The organism is Sphingobium sp. GW821-FHT02B05, assembly GCF_059421905.1.
Genome location: NZ_JBWKVW010000009.1, coordinates 72,443 through 88,969, shown reverse-complemented (window position 1 = coordinate 88,969; position 16,527 = coordinate 72,443). Strand labels below are relative to the sequence as shown.

14 protein-coding genes are annotated in these 16,527 nt (G+C 63.6%); 12 read left to right on the top strand and 2 right to left on the bottom strand.

What is annotated here, in order from left to right:
• The first annotated feature begins 7 nt into the window (after nucleotides 1-7).
• The 3 genes from AC07UX_RS18535 to AC07UX_RS18525 all read left to right on the top strand — a co-directional run bounded on the left by AC07UX_RS18535 (nucleotide 8) and on the right by AC07UX_RS18525 (nucleotide 2,776).
• Nucleotides 8-691, top strand: coding sequence for a winged helix-turn-helix domain-containing protein (locus AC07UX_RS18535; RefSeq protein ID WP_495193463.1), 684 nt, complete (start codon nucleotides 8-10; stop codon nucleotides 689-691).
• A 2-nt stretch (nucleotides 692-693) separates the two neighbouring features.
• Complete coding sequence (locus AC07UX_RS18530; protein ID WP_495193451.1) at nucleotides 694-2,049, top strand: sensor histidine kinase; 1,356 nt, start codon at nucleotides 694-696, stop codon at nucleotides 2,047-2,049.
• Nucleotides 2,050-2,200: 151 nt separating this feature from the next.
• Complete coding sequence (locus AC07UX_RS18525; RefSeq protein WP_495193450.1) at nucleotides 2,201-2,776, top strand: hypothetical protein; 576 nt, start codon at nucleotides 2,201-2,203, stop codon at nucleotides 2,774-2,776.
• A gap of 3 nt (nucleotides 2,777-2,779) precedes the next feature.
• On the opposite strand, the gene AC07UX_RS18520 is transcribed toward AC07UX_RS18525, so the two are convergent.
• Entirely contained in the window at nucleotides 2,780-3,682 is a 903-nt protein-coding gene (locus AC07UX_RS18520) for an SDR family NAD(P)-dependent oxidoreductase (protein WP_495193449.1), read from the bottom strand.
• Between the two features lie 133 nt (nucleotides 3,683-3,815).
• On the opposite strand from AC07UX_RS18520, the gene AC07UX_RS18515 reads away from it, so the two are divergent.
• The 5 genes from AC07UX_RS18515 to AC07UX_RS18495 are packed head-to-tail and all read left to right on the top strand — an operon-like array spanning nucleotide 3,816 to nucleotide 10,143.
• Complete coding sequence (locus AC07UX_RS18515; protein WP_495193448.1) at nucleotides 3,816-5,246, top strand: MFS transporter; 1,431 nt, start codon at nucleotides 3,816-3,818, stop codon at nucleotides 5,244-5,246.
• 30 nt (nucleotides 5,247-5,276) lie between these two features.
• On the top strand, nucleotides 5,277-6,050 hold the full coding sequence (locus tag AC07UX_RS18510; protein ID WP_495193447.1) for a nuclear transport factor 2 family protein: 774 nt from the start codon (nucleotides 5,277-5,279) through the stop codon (nucleotides 6,048-6,050).
• Between the two features lie 5 nt (nucleotides 6,051-6,055).
• A complete protein-coding gene (locus AC07UX_RS18505) occupies nucleotides 6,056-7,483 on the top strand; it encodes an NAD-dependent succinate-semialdehyde dehydrogenase (protein ID WP_495193446.1) in 1,428 nt (475 codons plus the stop codon).
• A gap of 3 nt (nucleotides 7,484-7,486) precedes the next feature.
• Nucleotides 7,487-8,542 carry an amidohydrolase family protein gene (locus AC07UX_RS18500; RefSeq protein ID WP_495193445.1) on the top strand — a complete coding sequence of 352 codons (1,056 nt, stop codon included), beginning with the start codon at nucleotides 7,487-7,489 and terminating at the stop codon, nucleotides 8,540-8,542.
• Complete coding sequence (locus AC07UX_RS18495; RefSeq protein WP_495193444.1) at nucleotides 8,539-10,143, top strand: MFS transporter; 1,605 nt, start codon at nucleotides 8,539-8,541, stop codon at nucleotides 10,141-10,143. The genes AC07UX_RS18500 and AC07UX_RS18495 overlap by 4 nt, the downstream gene beginning before the upstream one ends.
• On the opposite strand, the gene AC07UX_RS18490 is transcribed toward AC07UX_RS18495, so the two are convergent.
• Nucleotides 10,140-11,603 (bottom strand): lignostilbene-alpha,beta-dioxygenase, encoded by a 1,464-nt coding sequence (locus AC07UX_RS18490; RefSeq protein WP_495193443.1) that lies wholly within the window; start codon nucleotides 11,601-11,603, stop codon nucleotides 10,140-10,142. The two genes, AC07UX_RS18495 and AC07UX_RS18490, sit on opposite strands and share 4 nt — an antisense overlap.
• 112 nt (nucleotides 11,604-11,715) lie before the next feature.
• Between AC07UX_RS18490 and AC07UX_RS18485 the strand changes: the two genes are divergently transcribed.
• From AC07UX_RS18485 to AC07UX_RS18470, 4 genes are all read left to right on the top strand, one after another.
• Nucleotides 11,716-12,171, top strand: coding sequence for a Saro_0803 family transcriptional regulator (locus AC07UX_RS18485; RefSeq protein ID WP_232016524.1), 456 nt, complete (start codon nucleotides 11,716-11,718; stop codon nucleotides 12,169-12,171).
• Between the two features lie 294 nt (nucleotides 12,172-12,465).
• Nucleotides 12,466-14,946 carry a TonB-dependent receptor gene (locus tag AC07UX_RS18480; RefSeq protein ID WP_495193442.1) on the top strand — a complete coding sequence of 827 codons (2,481 nt, stop codon included), beginning with the start codon at nucleotides 12,466-12,468 and terminating at the stop codon, nucleotides 14,944-14,946.
• A 65-nt stretch (nucleotides 14,947-15,011) separates the two neighbouring features.
• A complete protein-coding gene (locus tag AC07UX_RS18475) occupies nucleotides 15,012-15,779 on the top strand; it encodes a glutathione S-transferase family protein (RefSeq protein ID WP_495193441.1) in 768 nt (255 codons plus the stop codon).
• The gene (locus tag AC07UX_RS18470; RefSeq protein ID WP_495193440.1) at nucleotides 15,776-16,525 is read left to right on the top strand and encodes a glutathione S-transferase family protein; all 750 of its coding nucleotides are present in this window, start codon (nucleotides 15,776-15,778) and stop codon (nucleotides 16,523-16,525) included. The genes AC07UX_RS18475 and AC07UX_RS18470 overlap by 4 nt, the downstream gene beginning before the upstream one ends.
• The last annotated feature ends 2 nt before the right edge of the window (nucleotides 16,526-16,527 follow it).

Below are 16,527 nucleotides of genomic sequence, written 5' to 3'. Positions count from 1 at the left end.
GACGGTCATGAGCTACAAGGTGCTATTGGTCGAAGATGACGCCACCACGGCAGACTATATCGCCAAGGGTCTGGTCGAGGAGGGATTTACCGTCGATCGGGCCGATAATGGCCGCGACGGATTGTTCCTGGCAACCGAAGCCGCGCATGACGCGATCATCCTCGATCGCATGCTGCCGGGTATGGACGGCATGGCCGTACTCGCCGCGTTGAGGGCGGCGGGCATCGACACGCCGGTCATCATCCTGTCGGCGCTGGCCACGGCCGACGAACGGGTCAAGGGGCTGACCGGCGGATCGGACGACTATCTGGCCAAACCCTTTGCCTTTGCCGAATTACTGGCACGGTTGCGCATAATCCTGCGGCGCGGCGGCGGGCAGGCCCCCGATACGCGCCTTTCCTGCGGCGATCTGGACGTCGATCTGCTGTCCCGCAAGGCCAAGCGCGGCGCCCGCACGATCGACCTGCAACCCCGCGAGTTTCGCTTGCTCGACTATCTGTTGCGTCATCAGGGAGAGGTCGTGACCCGCACCATGTTGCTGGAGGGCGTATGGGATTATCATTTCGATCCCGGCACGAATGTGATCGATGTGCATATCAGCCGCCTTCGTCGCAAGGTGGATGAAGAGGGCGAACGCCCGCTGATCCATACCATTCGCGGCGCTGGTTATCGCCTGAGCGAACAGGGCTGACGATGCGCTGGCGCCAGAGCGTCATCTGGCGGTTCGCCGCGCTCGTCTTCCTGATGCAGATCGCCTGCGTGCTGCTCGCTTTGTGGGCCGTGCATCAGTTCACCAGCAATTCGGTGGACGAAGCGAGCCGTGCGGTCGCGGTCAATCTGCGCGACGATATCGCCGCCACCTATGCAGCCGCCGGATTGCAGGCGGCCGGCGCTACGGTGCGCAGCCGCATGACCGCCGATCCCGATGGCAGTTCGGTCATGCTGTTGATCGGTCCCAACGGTCAGCGTGTGGCAGGCAATATTCCCGACTGGCCGTCTGAAATCGGCCCGGCGGAAAGCTGGCGCCAGCTTGACCTGCTGCGCATCGGCCAAAAGGAACATGATCCGCAAAGCATCGGCATCGTCAGCACGCAATTTCCGGACGGAACGCGCCTGCTGACCGGCCATGTCGTGGAAAATGACTTGCGCTTCGGCGGCTATCTGGAGGCTGCGCTGCTGGGCGCGGTGCTGCTCGCCCTCCCGTTGGCGGCGGGCGCGGCCTTTTTCTCCGCCACGATCATTCGGGGGCGATTGCGATCGGTCATCGATACCGCCGCGGCCGTGGGCACCGGGGACATGAAGCGCCGCATATTGCTGAGCGGCAGCGGCGATATGTTCGATGCGCTGGGCGAAGAAATCAATGCCATGCTGGAACGGATCACGGGCCTTGTGGACGAAATGCGGCTGGTGACCGATGGACTCGCCCATGACCTGCGTTCGCCGCTGACACGGATGCGCGCGGTGCTGGACAACGCACTGCGTCAGAGCCGGGACGAGGAATCGATCGCTGCGCTGGAAAAGGCGCTGGAGGAAGGCGACACGCTTCTGCGCATGCTGGACGCCGCGCTACTCATCAGCCGCGCGGAGGCGGGGATCGGTCGCGACAGTTTCGCGACGGTCGACGTCGCTGGGTTGTTGCAGGATTTCCAGGATATGTATGATGCCCTGGCCGAGGATAAGGGCGTGACGATCAGCGTCGATGCGCCGGCCGGTCTCCATATACGCTCGCACCGGGAGATATTCGGCCAGGTACTGTCCAACCTGATCGACAATGCACTGAAATATGGGGGCGACCATATCCTCCTGACGGCAAAGCGATCGGGTGACATGGTGGAGGTCGCCGTGGCGGACAATGGTCCCGGCATTGTCGAGGAACGGCGGATCGAAGCGCTGCGCCGGTTCGCCCGGCTGGATGCCTCACGCCATATCAGCGGCGCCGGGTTGGGCCTGTCGCTCGCGTCGGCCGTCGCTCATATGCACGGCGGCACGCTGGCACTGGGGGACGCCGAACCGGGATTGCGGGTCACGCTCACCCTGCCCGTAGCATGACGTCCGCCTGACTTTGAAACCTGACGCTCGCGCCTTCGGTAAAGTGCCGACTATGACACTTTACCGAAGGGCAAAGTGTCACGGGCGACAAAATGCGACTCGGCGGAAAAACGGGATTCACAACTGGCCTGGACTATGCTTGATTCACGATATGTTTCATGCGCCCGCCTCGTCCCGCATCCCCGGTGGCAGCGATTTGTCGCTGCTGCTGGACCAGCTATCCCATTGCTGCTCGCGGCCACGCTACGCCTTCATGCTCCTGACGCTGATTGCCGATGTGGCGAAGGCGGATGGCAGCGCCGGGCCAGAGGTGCGCGTTGGCCAAGCCCTCATCCCCCTGCGCGACTGGCTCTGCGACGCGCTCACGCCGATGGGCCATCGCGATCCGCGCCGCATGGCTTTGGTCGAGCGAGTGCGCGACGAATTGCGCAAAGGGGATCGCCTGTCGGGCGATGCCCAGGCTGACGAGGCGCTGGTGCAGGAAGAGGTGCGCGGCCGCGTGCGCGCGTCGGGGAAGACCAACCTCAGCCGCGCCGTGACCGAACTGGTCAAGGCTGGCCTGCTCAAACGTCATTATCAAGGCTATCGCGTCGATCACCTCAATCGCGGCGCCCAGCGTCAGGCGGTCTATACGCTCATTGGCCGCGCGCGGGTGCTGATCGGAGCGCCGGCAACGCCGCGCCGCACGGCCGCCCCACCCCGGCAGGGCGACCTGTTCGCCCATTAATGGTCAGGCGCGCTCACGCGCCGCGCGCCGCGCCTTAGCGTAATTCTCCCGGCGCATCGCTTCGAACCCAACCCGTTGGTCGAACCCGGCATCTTGCGGATAGTCACGAAAGTCCGCCAATATCTCGTCGAAGACGATCGCCAGCTCATCACGAAATTCGGGGTGGGGGAAGATGTGGAAACGATTCTCCTGAACCGCCTCCAACGTGCGGGCGGCAATCACGTCCGGCTCCATGCCGAACTGGTGCAGTTGTTCCAGCCGATCGACCGCAGCGCTATCCACCGGCTTCGCGCCGCCGTTCAGCGCGGCAGGGCGAACCTCGTCACTGGCATAGATATGGCTCTTCACCAGACCGGGGCATAGCACCGAAACGCCGATGCCATGCGGCGCCAGACTGTAGCGCAGGGATTCGCTCATGCCGCGCACGGCGAATTTGGTCGTGTTGTAGATGCCGGGTGCGCCGCCGCACAGGAAGCTCGCCATCGACGCGGTGTTGACGATATGCCCCCCCTGCCCCAGCGCCTTCATGCGCGGCGCGAAGGTCATCACCCCGTTGATGACGCCGTGCAGATTGACGCCCATCACCCAGTCCCAGTCGTCATAGCTGGACTCGTCGATCGTCTGGAACAGGTTGATGCCCGCATTGTTGAAGAGCAGGCTGACCGGTCCCAAAGCTGCCTCCGCCCTGTCGGCCGCCTCGGCAAAGTCCGTGCGCGATGCGACATCGAGTTGGACAGGTAAAACGCTCTGATTGTCGAGCGTCTTCATCGCCACGGCCAGAGCATCCTCCCGAATATCGGCGATCGCGACCTTGCAACCCTGCGCCAGAAGCGCGCGCACAAGCCCCATACCGATGCCATTGGCGCCACCGGTCACAAAAGCCGTGCGTCCCGCAAATTCGAGCATCCTATTCTCCCAAGATCATCTTTGTAACGCGCGTGCATTTTTCGCTCGCCATAATCGTATAGTTCACTTACAAATTCGCCAAGCCGAAATTTCATCCCTGTGAATAAAGGGAGAGATGGAGAGGAGAAGGTCAATGGCCCTGGCGCCCGCACCGATTGCGACCGACACGATATGGGATGGTGCGGATACCGCATCGCCCGATGCCATCGCGTCGGCCCGCCCACCTTATTCGACAGGCGCCGCCTATTGGGCGCTGTTCGTCATCATCCTGGCAACCTTCGTCACCTTTTTCGAACAGGTGGTGTTCGCCATGCTGGCAGAGCGGATCAAGGCCGACTTCGGCTTGTCCGACTCGCAGCTCGGTTTCCTCGCCGGTCCAGCAAGCATCATCTGCTATCTGTTCGTGGGCATCCCGCTTGCGCGCCTTGCCGACATCTTCCCGCGCAAATATGTGCTGGCGGGCGGGTGCGCGGCGCTCGGCATCATTACCTCATTGGGTGGCCTCGCCCAGAATTTCGGCCAGTTCGTCGGCACCCGCGTCTTCCTGGCGGCGGGGGGATCGGCCCATGCGCCGTCCTCCTATTCGCTGCTGGCCGACGCCTTTCCGCCGCGCATCCTGACGCGCGCCTTTGCGCTCCTGCAATTCGGCTTCATCGGCGGTACCACGCTGGGGCCGGCCATCGGCGGCATGCTGATCGCGATGGCGGCCGGATGGGCGCCGACGCAGCACGGGGGCCTCACCATATTGGGCTGGCAATGGCTGATGATCTGGTTGGGCCTGCCCGCCTTATTGGTGGCCTTGCTGTTCCTGACCGTCAAGGAACCGCCGCGTCAGGCCCCGCCGGCCGGCACGATCATGCCCCCCACCGACGCATCGCTGGGCCGCCGCATCCTGACCTTCACCGGCCTCGACGCCGCGAAGGCCATCCATGCCAAACGCCGCGTCTATTATCCGCTGTTCGCCGGACTGGCGTTGAGCGCCATCGAAGTCTTCGGCCTGCAATTCTGGCGCGTCCCCTTCATGATCCGTACCTATGGCTGGAGCGAAGCGCAGATTGGCGCGGTGATGGGCACGATGACGCTGGTGGCATCGCTGACCGGGCTGTTGCTGGGCGGCATCTTCGTCGAATGGCTGGCCAAGCGCCATGCCGACGCCAACGTCCGTGCCGCCGCCATCTTCTTCGGCTGCGTCACCATCTGCGCCATCCTCGCCCCGCTGATGCCCAATGGCTATGCGTCGCTGGGCGTTGCCAGCATCGGCGCGATGTTCGGCATCGCCGGCGCCGTGCCGCAGAACGCCGCGATCCAGCGCGTCGCACCTAATGCGATGCGGGGCCAAGTAACCGCCATCTACTTGTTCATGTTCACCTTCTTCGGGGCGATGGGCAGCTTCCTGGTCGGGCTGGTGCAGGACTATGTCGTCGGCGATCCGAGCCAGCTTTGGAAGTCGCTGGTGATGACCGCCGGCGTGCTCCTGCCGATTGCGACGCTCTGCATGATCCGCGCCATCCGACCCTATCGGGAGGAAGTGGAGCGACTGGCCGCCGAGGCCGCTAATTCGTAAGTATTACATACAATGATAGGAGAGAGATTCATGTCCGATACCGCCATGTCCGAAACCCAGCGGATCGCCCATCTGGAAAAGACCGTCACAGACCTTTCGATCCGGCTGCAACGTCGGGAGGATGAACTGGACGTCCGCAAGCTCCAGCATCTCTACGGCTATCTGATCGACAAATGCCTCTATAACGAGACAGCCGACCTGTTCACCGAGGATGGCGAAGTGCGCTTCTTCGGCGGCGTGTGGCGCGGTCAGGCGGGCATTCGCCGCCTCTATGTCGATCGGTTCCAGGCGCGCTTCACCCATGGCACCAACGGCCCGATCGACGGATTCCTGCTCGACCATCCGCAATTGCAGGATATCGTCGACATCGCTCCCGATGGCGTCACCGCCCATGCCCGCGCCCGATCCATGATGCAGGCCGGCCGGCACAAGGATTATGCCGATCCGTCCAACCCTATGCTGGGTGCGCGCCAATGGTGGGAAGGCGGCATTTACGAGAACACCTACAAGAAGGTGGACGGCATCTGGCGCATCCAGATCCTGAACTATATGCCGCAATGGCATGCGGATTTCGACAAGGGCTGGGCCAACACGCCGGCCGAATATGTGCCATTCCCCAAGATCACCTATCCAGAAGACCCGACCGGTCCCGACGAACTGATCACCGATCACTGGCTGTGGCCGACGCACAAGCTGGTGCCGTTTCACATGCCGCATCCGGTGACGGGCAAGGCAATCGTCGCAGAGCGCTGGCAGGGCGATATCGACCGCGAAAATGCGGCGCGCGAAGCGGTGAGCGCCTGAGCGCCATGGCCTATCCCGATCTCTATTTGATGATCGACGGCCAGCGGCTGTCGGGCGGAGGGCGGCGGACCCACAAGGTCGTCAATCCCGCCACCGGCGCGGCGCTGGCCGATCTGCCGCTGGCCGATGCAGCAGACCTGGACGCGGCGCTGGTGGCAGCGCAGCGAGGCTTCCGCCGCTGGCGCGATAGCACCCCGCATGAACGGGCCGCCGTGCTGCAAGGCGCGGCGCGGCTGATGGTCGAGCGACAGGAAGAACTGGCGTGCATCGCCACGCTGGAGCAGGGCAAGACGCTGGCCGAGGCGCGCATCGAAGTGATGATGAATGTCGGCCTGTTCAACTTCTATGCCGGGGAGGTTTTTCGGCTTTACGGCCGGGCGCTTGTCCGGCCGGCTGGGCAGCGATCGACGGTAACGAAGGAACCGGTCGGTCCGGTCGCGGCCTTTGCACCCTGGAACTTTCCGCTGGGCAATCCCGGTCGCAAGCTGGGCGCGCCGATCGCGGCGGGATGTTCGGTGATCCTGAAGGCGGCGGAGGAAACGCCGGCGTCGGCGCTCGCCATATTGCAATGCCTGATCGACGCAGGCCTGCCCGGCGATGTGGCGCAGGCGGTGTTCGGCGTGCCCGATGAAGTGTCGCGCCACCTGCTCGGTTCGCCGATCATCCGCAAGATGAGCTTCACCGGCTCCACCAGCGTCGGCAAGCATCTGGCGAGCCTGGCGGCGGAGGATTGCAAGCGCACCACGATGGAATTGGGCGGTCATGGCCCAGTGCTGGTCTTTGCCGATGCCGATATCGACAAGGCGCTCGATACGGTGGTCGCGGGCAAATATCGCAATGCCGGACAGGTATGCGTATCCCCGACCCGCTTCATCGTCGAGGCGGGCGTACATGACCGCTTTCTCTCCGGCTTCGTCGATCGTGCAAAGAAGGTGGTGGTGGGGGACGGATCATCCCCTGACAGCATCATGGGACCGATGGCCAACGCCCGGCGACTGGATGCCATGGACCGGTTGATCGGGGATGCAGTGGCCAAAGGCGCAAAGCTGGAAACCGGTGGCGAACGGATCGGCAATGCGGGCTATTTCTTCGCTCCAACCGTGCTGTCGGGCACGCCGCTGGATGCCGCCATCATGAATGAGGAGCCGTTCGGCCCTGTCGCGCTGATCAACAGCTATGACGATGAAGCAGCGATGATCGCGGAGGCCAATCGTCTGCCCTATGGGCTGGCCGCCTATGCCTGGACCAGCGATGCCGCGCGTCAGCGCCGGGTCGCGCGCGAAATCGAGGCCGGCATGGTCGGCATCAACACGGCGATGATCGGCGGATCGGACTCTCCCTTTGGTGGGGTCAAATGGTCGGGCCATGGTGCGGAGGACGGACCGGAAGGGATCGACGCCTGCCTCGTCACCAAAGCCATACATGAAGGATAGGCGATGACGCATGAGTTGAAGACCGGCGGCGATCGCGGATACCTGCGTATCGCCACCGAAGAGGCATTTGCTATGCGCGAACAGATCGACGCCTATCTGCGCATGGTACGCGATGGGACGGCGGACCGGGGCATGGTGTCGCTCTGGGGCTTTTACGCGCAATCGCCGTCTGAGCGCGCGACCCAGATCATCGACCGGCTGCTGGACCTGGGCGACCGGCGACTGGCGGATATGGACGCGACCGGCATCGATGTCGCGATTCTTTCGCTGACATCGCCGGGGGTACAGCCCTTGCTCGACATTGCCGAAGCCAAGGCCATGGTGGCCCGCGCCAACGATCATCTCGCTGAACGCTGCGCAGCCCACCCCACCCGCTTCGTCGGCATGACGTCGATCGCGCCGCTGGACCCGGACTGGTCTGCCGCCGAAATCCGGCGCGGCGCGAACGACCTGCGCTTCAAGGGGGTTATGGTCAACAGCCATAGCCAGGGCGAATATCTGGACGATCCCAAATTCGATCCGATCTTCCGCGCGCTCGCCGATACCGGCCAGCCGCTCTACATCCATCCCTCGACCCCGCCCGACACGATGATCGGTCCGATGCTGGAGGCGGGGCTGGACGGCGCAATCTTCGGCTTTGGCGTGGAAACGGGCATGCATCTGCTGCGCCTCATCACCATCGGCATTTTCGACCGCTATCCCGATTTGCAGATCATCGTCGGCCATATGGGCGAAGCCTTGCCCTACTGGCTCTATCGGCTGGACTATATGCACCAGGCCGGTGTGCGGTCGCAGCGTTATGAACGGATGAAGCCGCTCAATAAATCGATCCACGACTATATGCGATCGAACGTCTGCGTGACCACCAGCGGCATGGCATGGGCGCCGGCGATCAAGTTCGCGCAATCCGTGCTGGGGGAGGATCGGGTCATGTATGCGATGGACTATCCCTATCAATATGTGGCGGACGAGGTGCGGACCCATGACCTGCTGGACATGTCCGACGCCGCCAAGCGCAAGCTGATGCAGGGCAATGCCGAGCGCGTGTTTCGCCTGTGAGCCAGCTGATCCCGCCCCGTAGCACCGCTTATTATGCGCTCGCGCTGGTCGCGGGCACCAATCTGGTCAGCCTGCTCGACCGCAACATCCTCGCCATCCTTGCCCCGGCGATCAAGACGGATTTGCAGATCGGCGACGCGGAAATGGGGCTGCTCTACGGCACCGTCTTCGCGCTGTTCTACGCGCTCTTTTCCCTGCCATTGGGACGGCTGGCGGACGGTTGGATACGCACGAAGCTGCTTGCCATCACCATCGGCTTCTGGTCGCTGGCGACCGGCGGCGCGGCCTTTGCCACCGGCTTCTTCACGCTGATGCTTTCGCGCCTGTGCGTGGGCATCGGGGAGGCCGCGTCTCAGCCGGCCGGCACCAGCCTGACCTATGATTATTTTCCGCGAGAAAAGCGCGGCATGGTGATGGCGGTGATGGCCGCCGCAATCGCCATCGGCCTTGGCGGATCGCTCATCATCGGCGGGGTCGCGGCGCAATGGTGGGGTGCACGCTATGCAGCGGGCACCGCGCCGCTGGGCCTCAAAGGCTGGCAATTCGCCTTCGCCGTGGCCGCGACGCCTGGCTTCCTGATCGCCTTCCTCATGAGTCGCCTTGCCGAGCCGCCGCGCGGCGCGATGGATGGCATCCCGACGCGACCCGATCCCCATCCCTTCCGTGCCAGCCTGTCCGTGCTGTGCGCGGTGACGCCGGGCTTTCATTGGCTCAGCCTGGCCCAGGCGCGCGCCAGCGGGCGCGACTGGCTGCGCAATATCGCGGCGCTGGCGCTGATCGTCATCGCCATGGCATTGGCGATCGGCTGGGCGGAAGCTTTCTCGCCGCGCCCGCCGCTGATGCTGGGTGGCTTCGCGATCAGCCCGCATGTCGTGCAATGGAGCGTCATCGGTTTCGGCGCCTTCGTCATCATGAACCTGATGCAGAATCTCAAAGGGCGCGATCCGGTCGCCTTCGCGCTCATCACCCGCAATCCCTCGCTGTTGCTCTGCATCGCGGCCGGGTCGCTTCAGGGCGTCATCAACTATGGCGTGATGGGCTTCACGCCCTCCTTCCTGATGAAAAGCTATGGCCTCTCGCCCGCAGACACAGGGATGCAGTTCGGCCTGTTGTCAGCTGCATTGGGCGTGGTTGGTCCGTTGCTGGCGGGGCCGCTCTCCGACCGGATCGGCGCCCATCGCCTGTCGCGCCGCGTCTGGGTGGCGCTGTTCGCCATGAGCCTGTCGCCGCTGATCGCGCTGTGGGTCTATCGCGCGGGGGATGCGAGCAGCTTCTATATGCGCTTCACCCTCTACAGCCTGGTGCTGACGATGTGGATGCCGCCGCTTTACGCCGTGCTGTTCGAACAGGTGTTGCCACGCATGCGGGGCCTGACGGTCAGCCTCTATATCGTGGTATCCACCATCTTTGGTTTGGGGATCGGTCCCTATGCGGTGGGGATGATCAGCGATGCGCGCGGCGGCGACCTGGGCGGCGCGATCCTGTCGATCAACTGGGTGGCGCCGCCGCTGGTGCTGCTGTTGCTGATCCTGCTCTGGCGCGTGGAGCGCGACCATGCCGGCCTGCTCCCCCGCGCCCGCGCGGCAGGGGAAGAGGTTTAAAGCCCGATCTGGTCCGCATTCGCCCAATTGCCGTGCAGGCCGAAACGCAGCCGGATCGGCACGCGGACCTCCGCGATCGGCCCCTTGGCGATATCCAGCGCATCAAACAGCAGCAGGTCGCTGCGATGCTCCTCCAACCGGTTGCAGACCTGCACGATCCACCCATCCCCCTCCGGTGCATCCGGGCTGCGCGGAATGAAACAGGGTTCCTGCAAGGACGACACAGGTCCGCACCACCAGCGCTGCTCCTCCCCGGTCTGATGGTCGATCAGGCCCAGCGTGTTCATCAGCATGCCGGACGGACTGCCGCCCTTCAACTCCACCGGTTTGGTCGGGTCGATCACCAGCAGCCAGCCATAGCGATAGGGCAGGCCCGTCTGCCGATCGTCGATGCGCGGAAACTCCCCCATCATGTTGGTCAGGCGCCGCACGCCGGCGAATTCCTCGCCATTGGACGCCATGTCCACCGTCCAGCGCGTCAGGAAACTCGCCGACTCCGGGCCATTGAACGGCGCCCCATGAATGTCGGGGAAGAAGGGGAACATGTTATTCTTCGCCTCTGGCGTGTCGAAATGGATTTTCGTGCCCTCCTGGAAGGCGTTCATGACATGGCTGGCGAAGCAATTGTCGCGCTTGAACCAGCGTATGTCCGCCGCTTTCGCGTCCGCCCGACGCGGCAACACGCCCAGATACACAGGCAGCGTGGTATCGAACCCGAAATGCGGCAATCCCTGTTCCAACCGCTCCCAGTTTGACGTGCTCGGCACGACATGGAACAGCGCATAGTCAGGCGTGATCGCAAAGTCGTGCATCATGGCGTAATAGGGCAGTTCAAACCAAAGCTCCTGCTTCAGTTCGCCCTCCGGCGACACGACATAATAGGTCATGTCGCGTGTCAGCACGCCCTTGGCCGCATAGCCGAAGGCGATCATGTCGCCGGTCGCCGGGTCGATCTTGGGATGGGCGGTAAAGGTCTGGCCGGTCATCGCACCGTCGAACCGCGTATAGCCGTCCGTCTCCAGCGTCGCCGGGTGCATCACCAGCGCCGGACTGTCCTCCTTGAGCGCATAGAGCCGCCCGCCATGGATGAAGGCGGTCGTGTTGGCCGTACCGCGAACCCGACCCTTCACCGATTCGTCATCGGTCAGCGGATTGCGATAGGCGCCGAACAGCGCCCGACCCGCTTCATGCTCCAGCTTCCATTTATCGGTTTTCGCCCAGCGCTGGCGCAGGTCCACCCGGCCATCCTTGAACCGGAACATCGAAATCATGCCATCGCCGTTGAAGGCGATGTCGTCGCCCAGCAGCGGTGGAAATTGCGGGTCGGGTTGCACCCGGTAGAAGGCGCCGTCCAGTTCGTGTGGCACCGCCCCCTTCACGTCCAGATCGGCAATGTCCGCCTCGATCCGCGAAGGCGTGTTGAAACCCGTGAAGGACGGCGTGTCCGGAAAATGCGCCATGGCTGATCCTCTCCCTGTTCTGGTTGAAGATATTGTATGTGACATTCACATTTTTTCAAGCCGCAGGATTGACGGAACACACCTTACTGCTCACACTGTTACTATGAATACCATGAAAGACATCGAGCCGCTCGACCTTTTCCCCGATCCCGGCCTCAGCGGTATCGACGGGCTGGTCGGCTTTCACATCCGGCTGGCCAGCGCGGCGGTCTATCAGCATTTTACCGAGACGTTCAGCGACCTTGGCCTGACCCAAAAGCAGGTCGCCGTCCTCTGGCTGATCGAGGACCAGCCAGGCATCGCCCAGGCCGATATCGGCCGCCGGCTGAAGATGGACCGGGCCAGCGTCATGGCCATCGTCAATCGCATGCAGGACCGGGGTTTTCTGACCCGTGGCGCGTCCGCGCAGGATCGTCGGCGACAGACGTTGAGCCTGACCGACAGCGGCCGCGACTCGCTGGCCGACGCGCGCGCCTGCATCGCGGCGCATGAAAATTGGCTCAAGGCGCGGTTCAGTCCGGCTGAAACCGCAATGCTGGTGGAGCTGCTGCGCCGCGTTTACGTCTGACCTGGAAAAGGTCAGGATCTGGGATTTTCGCGGCATTTCCTTCTCTCCCGCAACCATGCTGTTACTGCCGCTACTACCAATAGAGACAACAGCATTATTTGCCCTCTCGCAATATTGGCAAATATTGCGACAATGTTCGTCGTCGGGCGATCAGGCCCTTGCAACGGACAGAATTGTATGTCTTACTAACAATCGACACACAGCATGTCACAAGGCGGGTCACGTCCGGTCAGGGCGGATCTAACAAAGCCGGATTAGGAGAGGGGACTACCCATGCAACACGATCTTCGTGCAATGATGTCGCGCGCCCTGTTGGCGTCGGCCTCCATCCTCGCAATCACCACGCCAGCCTCGGCACAGACCCAGCCGCCCGCCGCCGCGCCGCAGCCGGCCGAACAGGACGCGGCATCGCAATCGTCCGTCGCGGACATCGTCGTCACCGCCCAGTTCCGCGCCCAGCGGTTGCAGGACACGCCAATCTCCATCACCGCCGTCGGCGCCGCCGAACTGGAGGCCAAGAGCCAGACCAACCTGGCGCAAATGGCCGACGCCGCGCCCAACGTGTCGTTGAAACCGCAGGGTGCCTCCTTCGGCCCGTCGATCACCGCGTCCATCCGCGGCGTGGGCCAGAACGACTTCAACCCCGCCTATGAACCGGGCGTCGGCATCTATATCGACGATGTCTATTATCCGCAGTTGACCGGCGCGGTGTTCGAACTGCTCGATCTGGACCGCGTCGAGATCCTGCGCGGCCCGCAGGGCACGCTGGCCGGTCGCAATGCCGAAGGCGGCGCGATCAAACTCTATTCCAAGCGCCCCAGCGGCGATGGCGGCGGCTTCGTCGAGGTCAATTACGGCATCCGCAACCGCATCGGCATCCGCGCCGCTGCCGATTTCGGCCTCACCGACACATTGGCCGTGCGGATTTCCGGCGTCGCCAAGCAGCAGGACGGTTTCGTCGATCGGGTGGACTATGGCTGCGCCAATCCGGGCAGCGGCATCCCGTCGACCCAGCCGGCCGGCGACTGCACCATCAGCAAGCTGGGCGGCGTGGGCTATCAGGCGATCCGTGCCATCGCCTTCTGGGAACCCAGCGACAAACTGGACGTCACCGTCATCGGCGATTACACCCGCGACGAACATACGATCGCCGGCGAAGTGTTGCTGGCGACCAGCACGGTCGCTTCGCCCAACACCAATCCCGCGCCCGGCGTCGTCTATGACGATCGCTTCATTTGCGGCCGCTATTGCAACTATATCGGCACCGGCCAGCCGGCAGGCGTATGGACTCCGCCCATCCCGGTCGATCCCTATGGCGCGGCCGGCACTCCGCTCGCCGCGACGCAAGGCACCGACCGCAGCCTCTACAAGGGCTGGGGCGTGTCGGGTCAGATCAACTATGCTCTGTCCGACGCCTTCAAACTGTCGTCGATCACCGGCTATCGCACCTTCAACACCCGGTTCGATTCCGACGACGACATTTCGCCGGCCAATATCGGCTTTGGCCGCAACTACCTGGAAAACTGGAGTTTCAGCCAGGAAGTCCGGCTGAATGCGGAACTGGGCGACAATCTCAACGCCACGGTCGGCGGCTATTATTTCAAGCAGAAATCGACCTATGATTCGCTTCAGGACATTCGCTACGTCCCGGTCTATCCGCTGCAATTCCGTCAGCCAGACCCGACCAAGGCGGAGGCGAAGGCCGCCTTTGCCCATATCTCCTGGAAGCCGGTGGATCGCCTGACGCTGAGCGGCGGCCTGCGCTACACGACGGAAACCAAGGACCAGACCTATTATCGCCTGAACTTCGACGGCACGGTCAATCGCTTCCTCGATCCGGTCGGGGCGGCCTATGGCATCGGTTATTCGGGCGCGGACACCCTGGACTATAACGGCAATGGCAACATTACAGAGACGGTCGCCGCATTGTCGGGCCTGACCGCCCATTACAGCGCCAAGCGGTGGGACTATCGCGTCGCGGCCGATTATCGCCTGACCGACAGCCTGATGGTCTATGGATCGGTATCGACCGGCTTCAAGGGCGGCGGCTCCAACCCGCGTCCCTTTACCACAGAGCAGGTCATCGCCTTCCGCCCGGAAAAGCTGACCGCCTATGAAGTCGGCTTCAAGAGCGACTTCTTCAATCGGCGCGTGCGCTTCAACGCTGCGGCCTTCATCAACGACTATACCGATATCCAGATACCGGTGCTGACCTGCCCCACCGCGCCCTGCGCCGCCCGTCTCAACGCCGGCGACGCGCGGGTGAAGGGGTTCGAAGCGGAACTGTCCGCCTATCCGATCGACGGCCTCGCGATCGACGCCTCGATCAGCTACCTCGACTTCAAATATATCGCCAGCAGCCTCGATCCGGCGGCGGCCTATCCTACCAATCCGGGCGGCGTGTCGGCCGATGATCCGCCAGTGTCGCCACCCTGGAAATTCAGCGTCGGCGCCCAGTATAAGATCGACCTGGACAAGGCCGGTAGCCTGACGCCGCGCTTCGACGTCACCTATGAAGACAAGAAGTTCGGCGGTTCGGCGGTCATCAACGGCACCCGCATCCTCAATTTCGTGCCTGCCTACACGCTCGCCAACGCGCGCCTGACCTGGCAGAATGCGGACGAGGATCTCGACGTCTCGTTCGAAGTCACCAACCTCTTCGACAAATATTATTATCTGTCCGTCTTCGACCTGCGCGGCGCGGGTGCAGGCGTGCGCAAGGCACGCCCCGGCAATCCGCGCGAATGGGCGATCACGGTGAAGAAGAAATTTTAAGCCCTCCCCCTCGGTCGGTCGGGCTGCGCACGCCCGACCGGCTTCTTTCTGGAGACGCATACGGCATGACCGACGTCACACTTTATCATTGGGAACCCAACGCCAATTCGGGCAAGCCGATGCTGGCCTTGTTCGAAAAGGGCGTCGCGTTCGACAGCCATTATCTCGACCTGCTGAATTTCGATCAGCACAGGCCCGAATATCTGGCGGTCAATCCGCTCGGCACCATCCCGGCCATGACGCATGGCGCGCTGGTGCTGACCGAATCCACCGCCATCATGGAATATGTGGACGAGGCATTCGATGGTCCGCGCCTGATGCCGGCCGACCCGATCGACCAATGGCGCACCCGCTGGTGGATGAAATTTCTCGACCAGTGGCTCGCCCCCAGCTTCTCGATGATCGGCTGGAGCGTGTTCGTCGGCCCCTCCGTGCGGCAGAAAGACCCGGCCGAACTGGAAGCCGCGATCGAGCGCATCCCCATGCCCGAACGGCGTGTGGCCTGGCGCAAGGCGATCAACGGCGCATTCTCGCCAGAGGAAATGACGGAATCGCAGCGGCGTGTCGGCCTTGGCATCGGCTATCTGGAGCAGGCGCTAGGCGAGCGGCAATGGCTGGCATCGAACGAATATGGTCTGGCCGACATTAACGGCTTCAACCTCGCCTACGCCATGCCGCTGTCGCAGCCGCAGCTTTGCAATGACGAGTTAACGCCCAACATCATGCGCTGGCTGCGCGCCATCTATGCGCGCCCCGCCACCCGTGCCTGCTGGGCGCTGGGCCGCACCGACCTCGCCCGTCGCATCTCCCTGCTCGAAAGCGAACCTGCATGACCGGCATCCTCTACCATGGCCAGCCCAATGGCCCGTCCTTCACCGTCCTCGCCGCGGCCTTCGAAAAAGGCGTCGAACTGGACTTGCGCACCATCGATCTGGTGGCGGGCGAGCGCCACTCGACCGCCCTGCCCCACCCGATCGAGGTGGACCAGTCGATCGAAGGCGAAGGTCCGGTGCTGGTCATCGGCGACGTCGCCATGACGGACAGCATCTTCCTCGCCTGCTATCTCGATGAAGTCGGCACCGGCCCCGCGATCCGCCCGGCCGATCCCTATGCCCGCTGGCAGATGATGGCATGGTGCCGCCATGTGATCGAGCGTGTCGCCCCCGCTGCCGCCGCGCTGGGCAATGCCGCCACGCCGCCGCCCGCCGTCCCCGCCGGCATCGCCAGCGCGGACCTTGCCGCCCGCTGGACGCAGGCGGTGGAAGGTAAGGTAGATGACGAGCAACTCGCCGACAGCCGCACCAAGATCGCGCAAGCAGTCGAAAAGGTCGAGGGGCAACTCGCCGACGGCCGCAACTGGCTGATGGGCGACTTCTCGATCGCAGACCTCGAAACCCTTGCGTGGCTGGCGGGCATGCGCGCGGTCGTGCCGCACGCCTTTACCGCTGCGCCGCTGACCGACGCATGGGAAGCACGGTTGCGCGCCCGCCCCGCCGTGGCGCAGGCGCTGGGCCTTGCCACCGTCCCCAACCCCGAAACCATCTGGGCGCCCGGCCCGGAGATCAACCGCTGGGGCTGAAA

Coding starts and splice junctions, on each gene's coding strand:
- AC07UX_RS18470 (WP_495193440.1), top strand. CDS start 15,776: ATGACCGGCATCCTCTACCATGGCCAGCCCAATGGCCCGTCCTTCACC.
- AC07UX_RS18515 (WP_495193448.1), top strand. CDS start 3,816: ATGGCCCTGGCGCCCGCACCGATTGCGACCGACACGATATGGGATGGT.
- AC07UX_RS18535 (WP_495193463.1), top strand. CDS start 8: ATGAGCTACAAGGTGCTATTGGTCGAAGATGACGCCACCACGGCAGAC.
- AC07UX_RS18500 (WP_495193445.1), top strand. CDS start 7,487: ATGACGCATGAGTTGAAGACCGGCGGCGATCGCGGATACCTGCGTATC.
- AC07UX_RS18490 (WP_495193443.1), bottom strand. CDS start 11,603: ATGGCGCATTTTCCGGACACGCCGTCCTTCACGGGTTTCAACACGCCT.
- AC07UX_RS18520 (WP_495193449.1), bottom strand. CDS start 3,682: ATGCTCGAATTTGCGGGACGCACGGCTTTTGTGACCGGTGGCGCCAAT.
- AC07UX_RS18525 (WP_495193450.1), top strand. CDS start 2,201: ATGTTTCATGCGCCCGCCTCGTCCCGCATCCCCGGTGGCAGCGATTTG.
- AC07UX_RS18480 (WP_495193442.1), top strand. CDS start 12,466: ATGATGTCGCGCGCCCTGTTGGCGTCGGCCTCCATCCTCGCAATCACC.
- AC07UX_RS18505 (WP_495193446.1), top strand. CDS start 6,056: ATGGCCTATCCCGATCTCTATTTGATGATCGACGGCCAGCGGCTGTCG.
- AC07UX_RS18485 (WP_232016524.1), top strand. CDS start 11,716: ATGAAAGACATCGAGCCGCTCGACCTTTTCCCCGATCCCGGCCTCAGC.
- AC07UX_RS18530 (WP_495193451.1), top strand. CDS start 694: ATGCGCTGGCGCCAGAGCGTCATCTGGCGGTTCGCCGCGCTCGTCTTC.
- AC07UX_RS18510 (WP_495193447.1), top strand. CDS start 5,277: ATGTCCGATACCGCCATGTCCGAAACCCAGCGGATCGCCCATCTGGAA.
- AC07UX_RS18475 (WP_495193441.1), top strand. CDS start 15,012: ATGACCGACGTCACACTTTATCATTGGGAACCCAACGCCAATTCGGGC.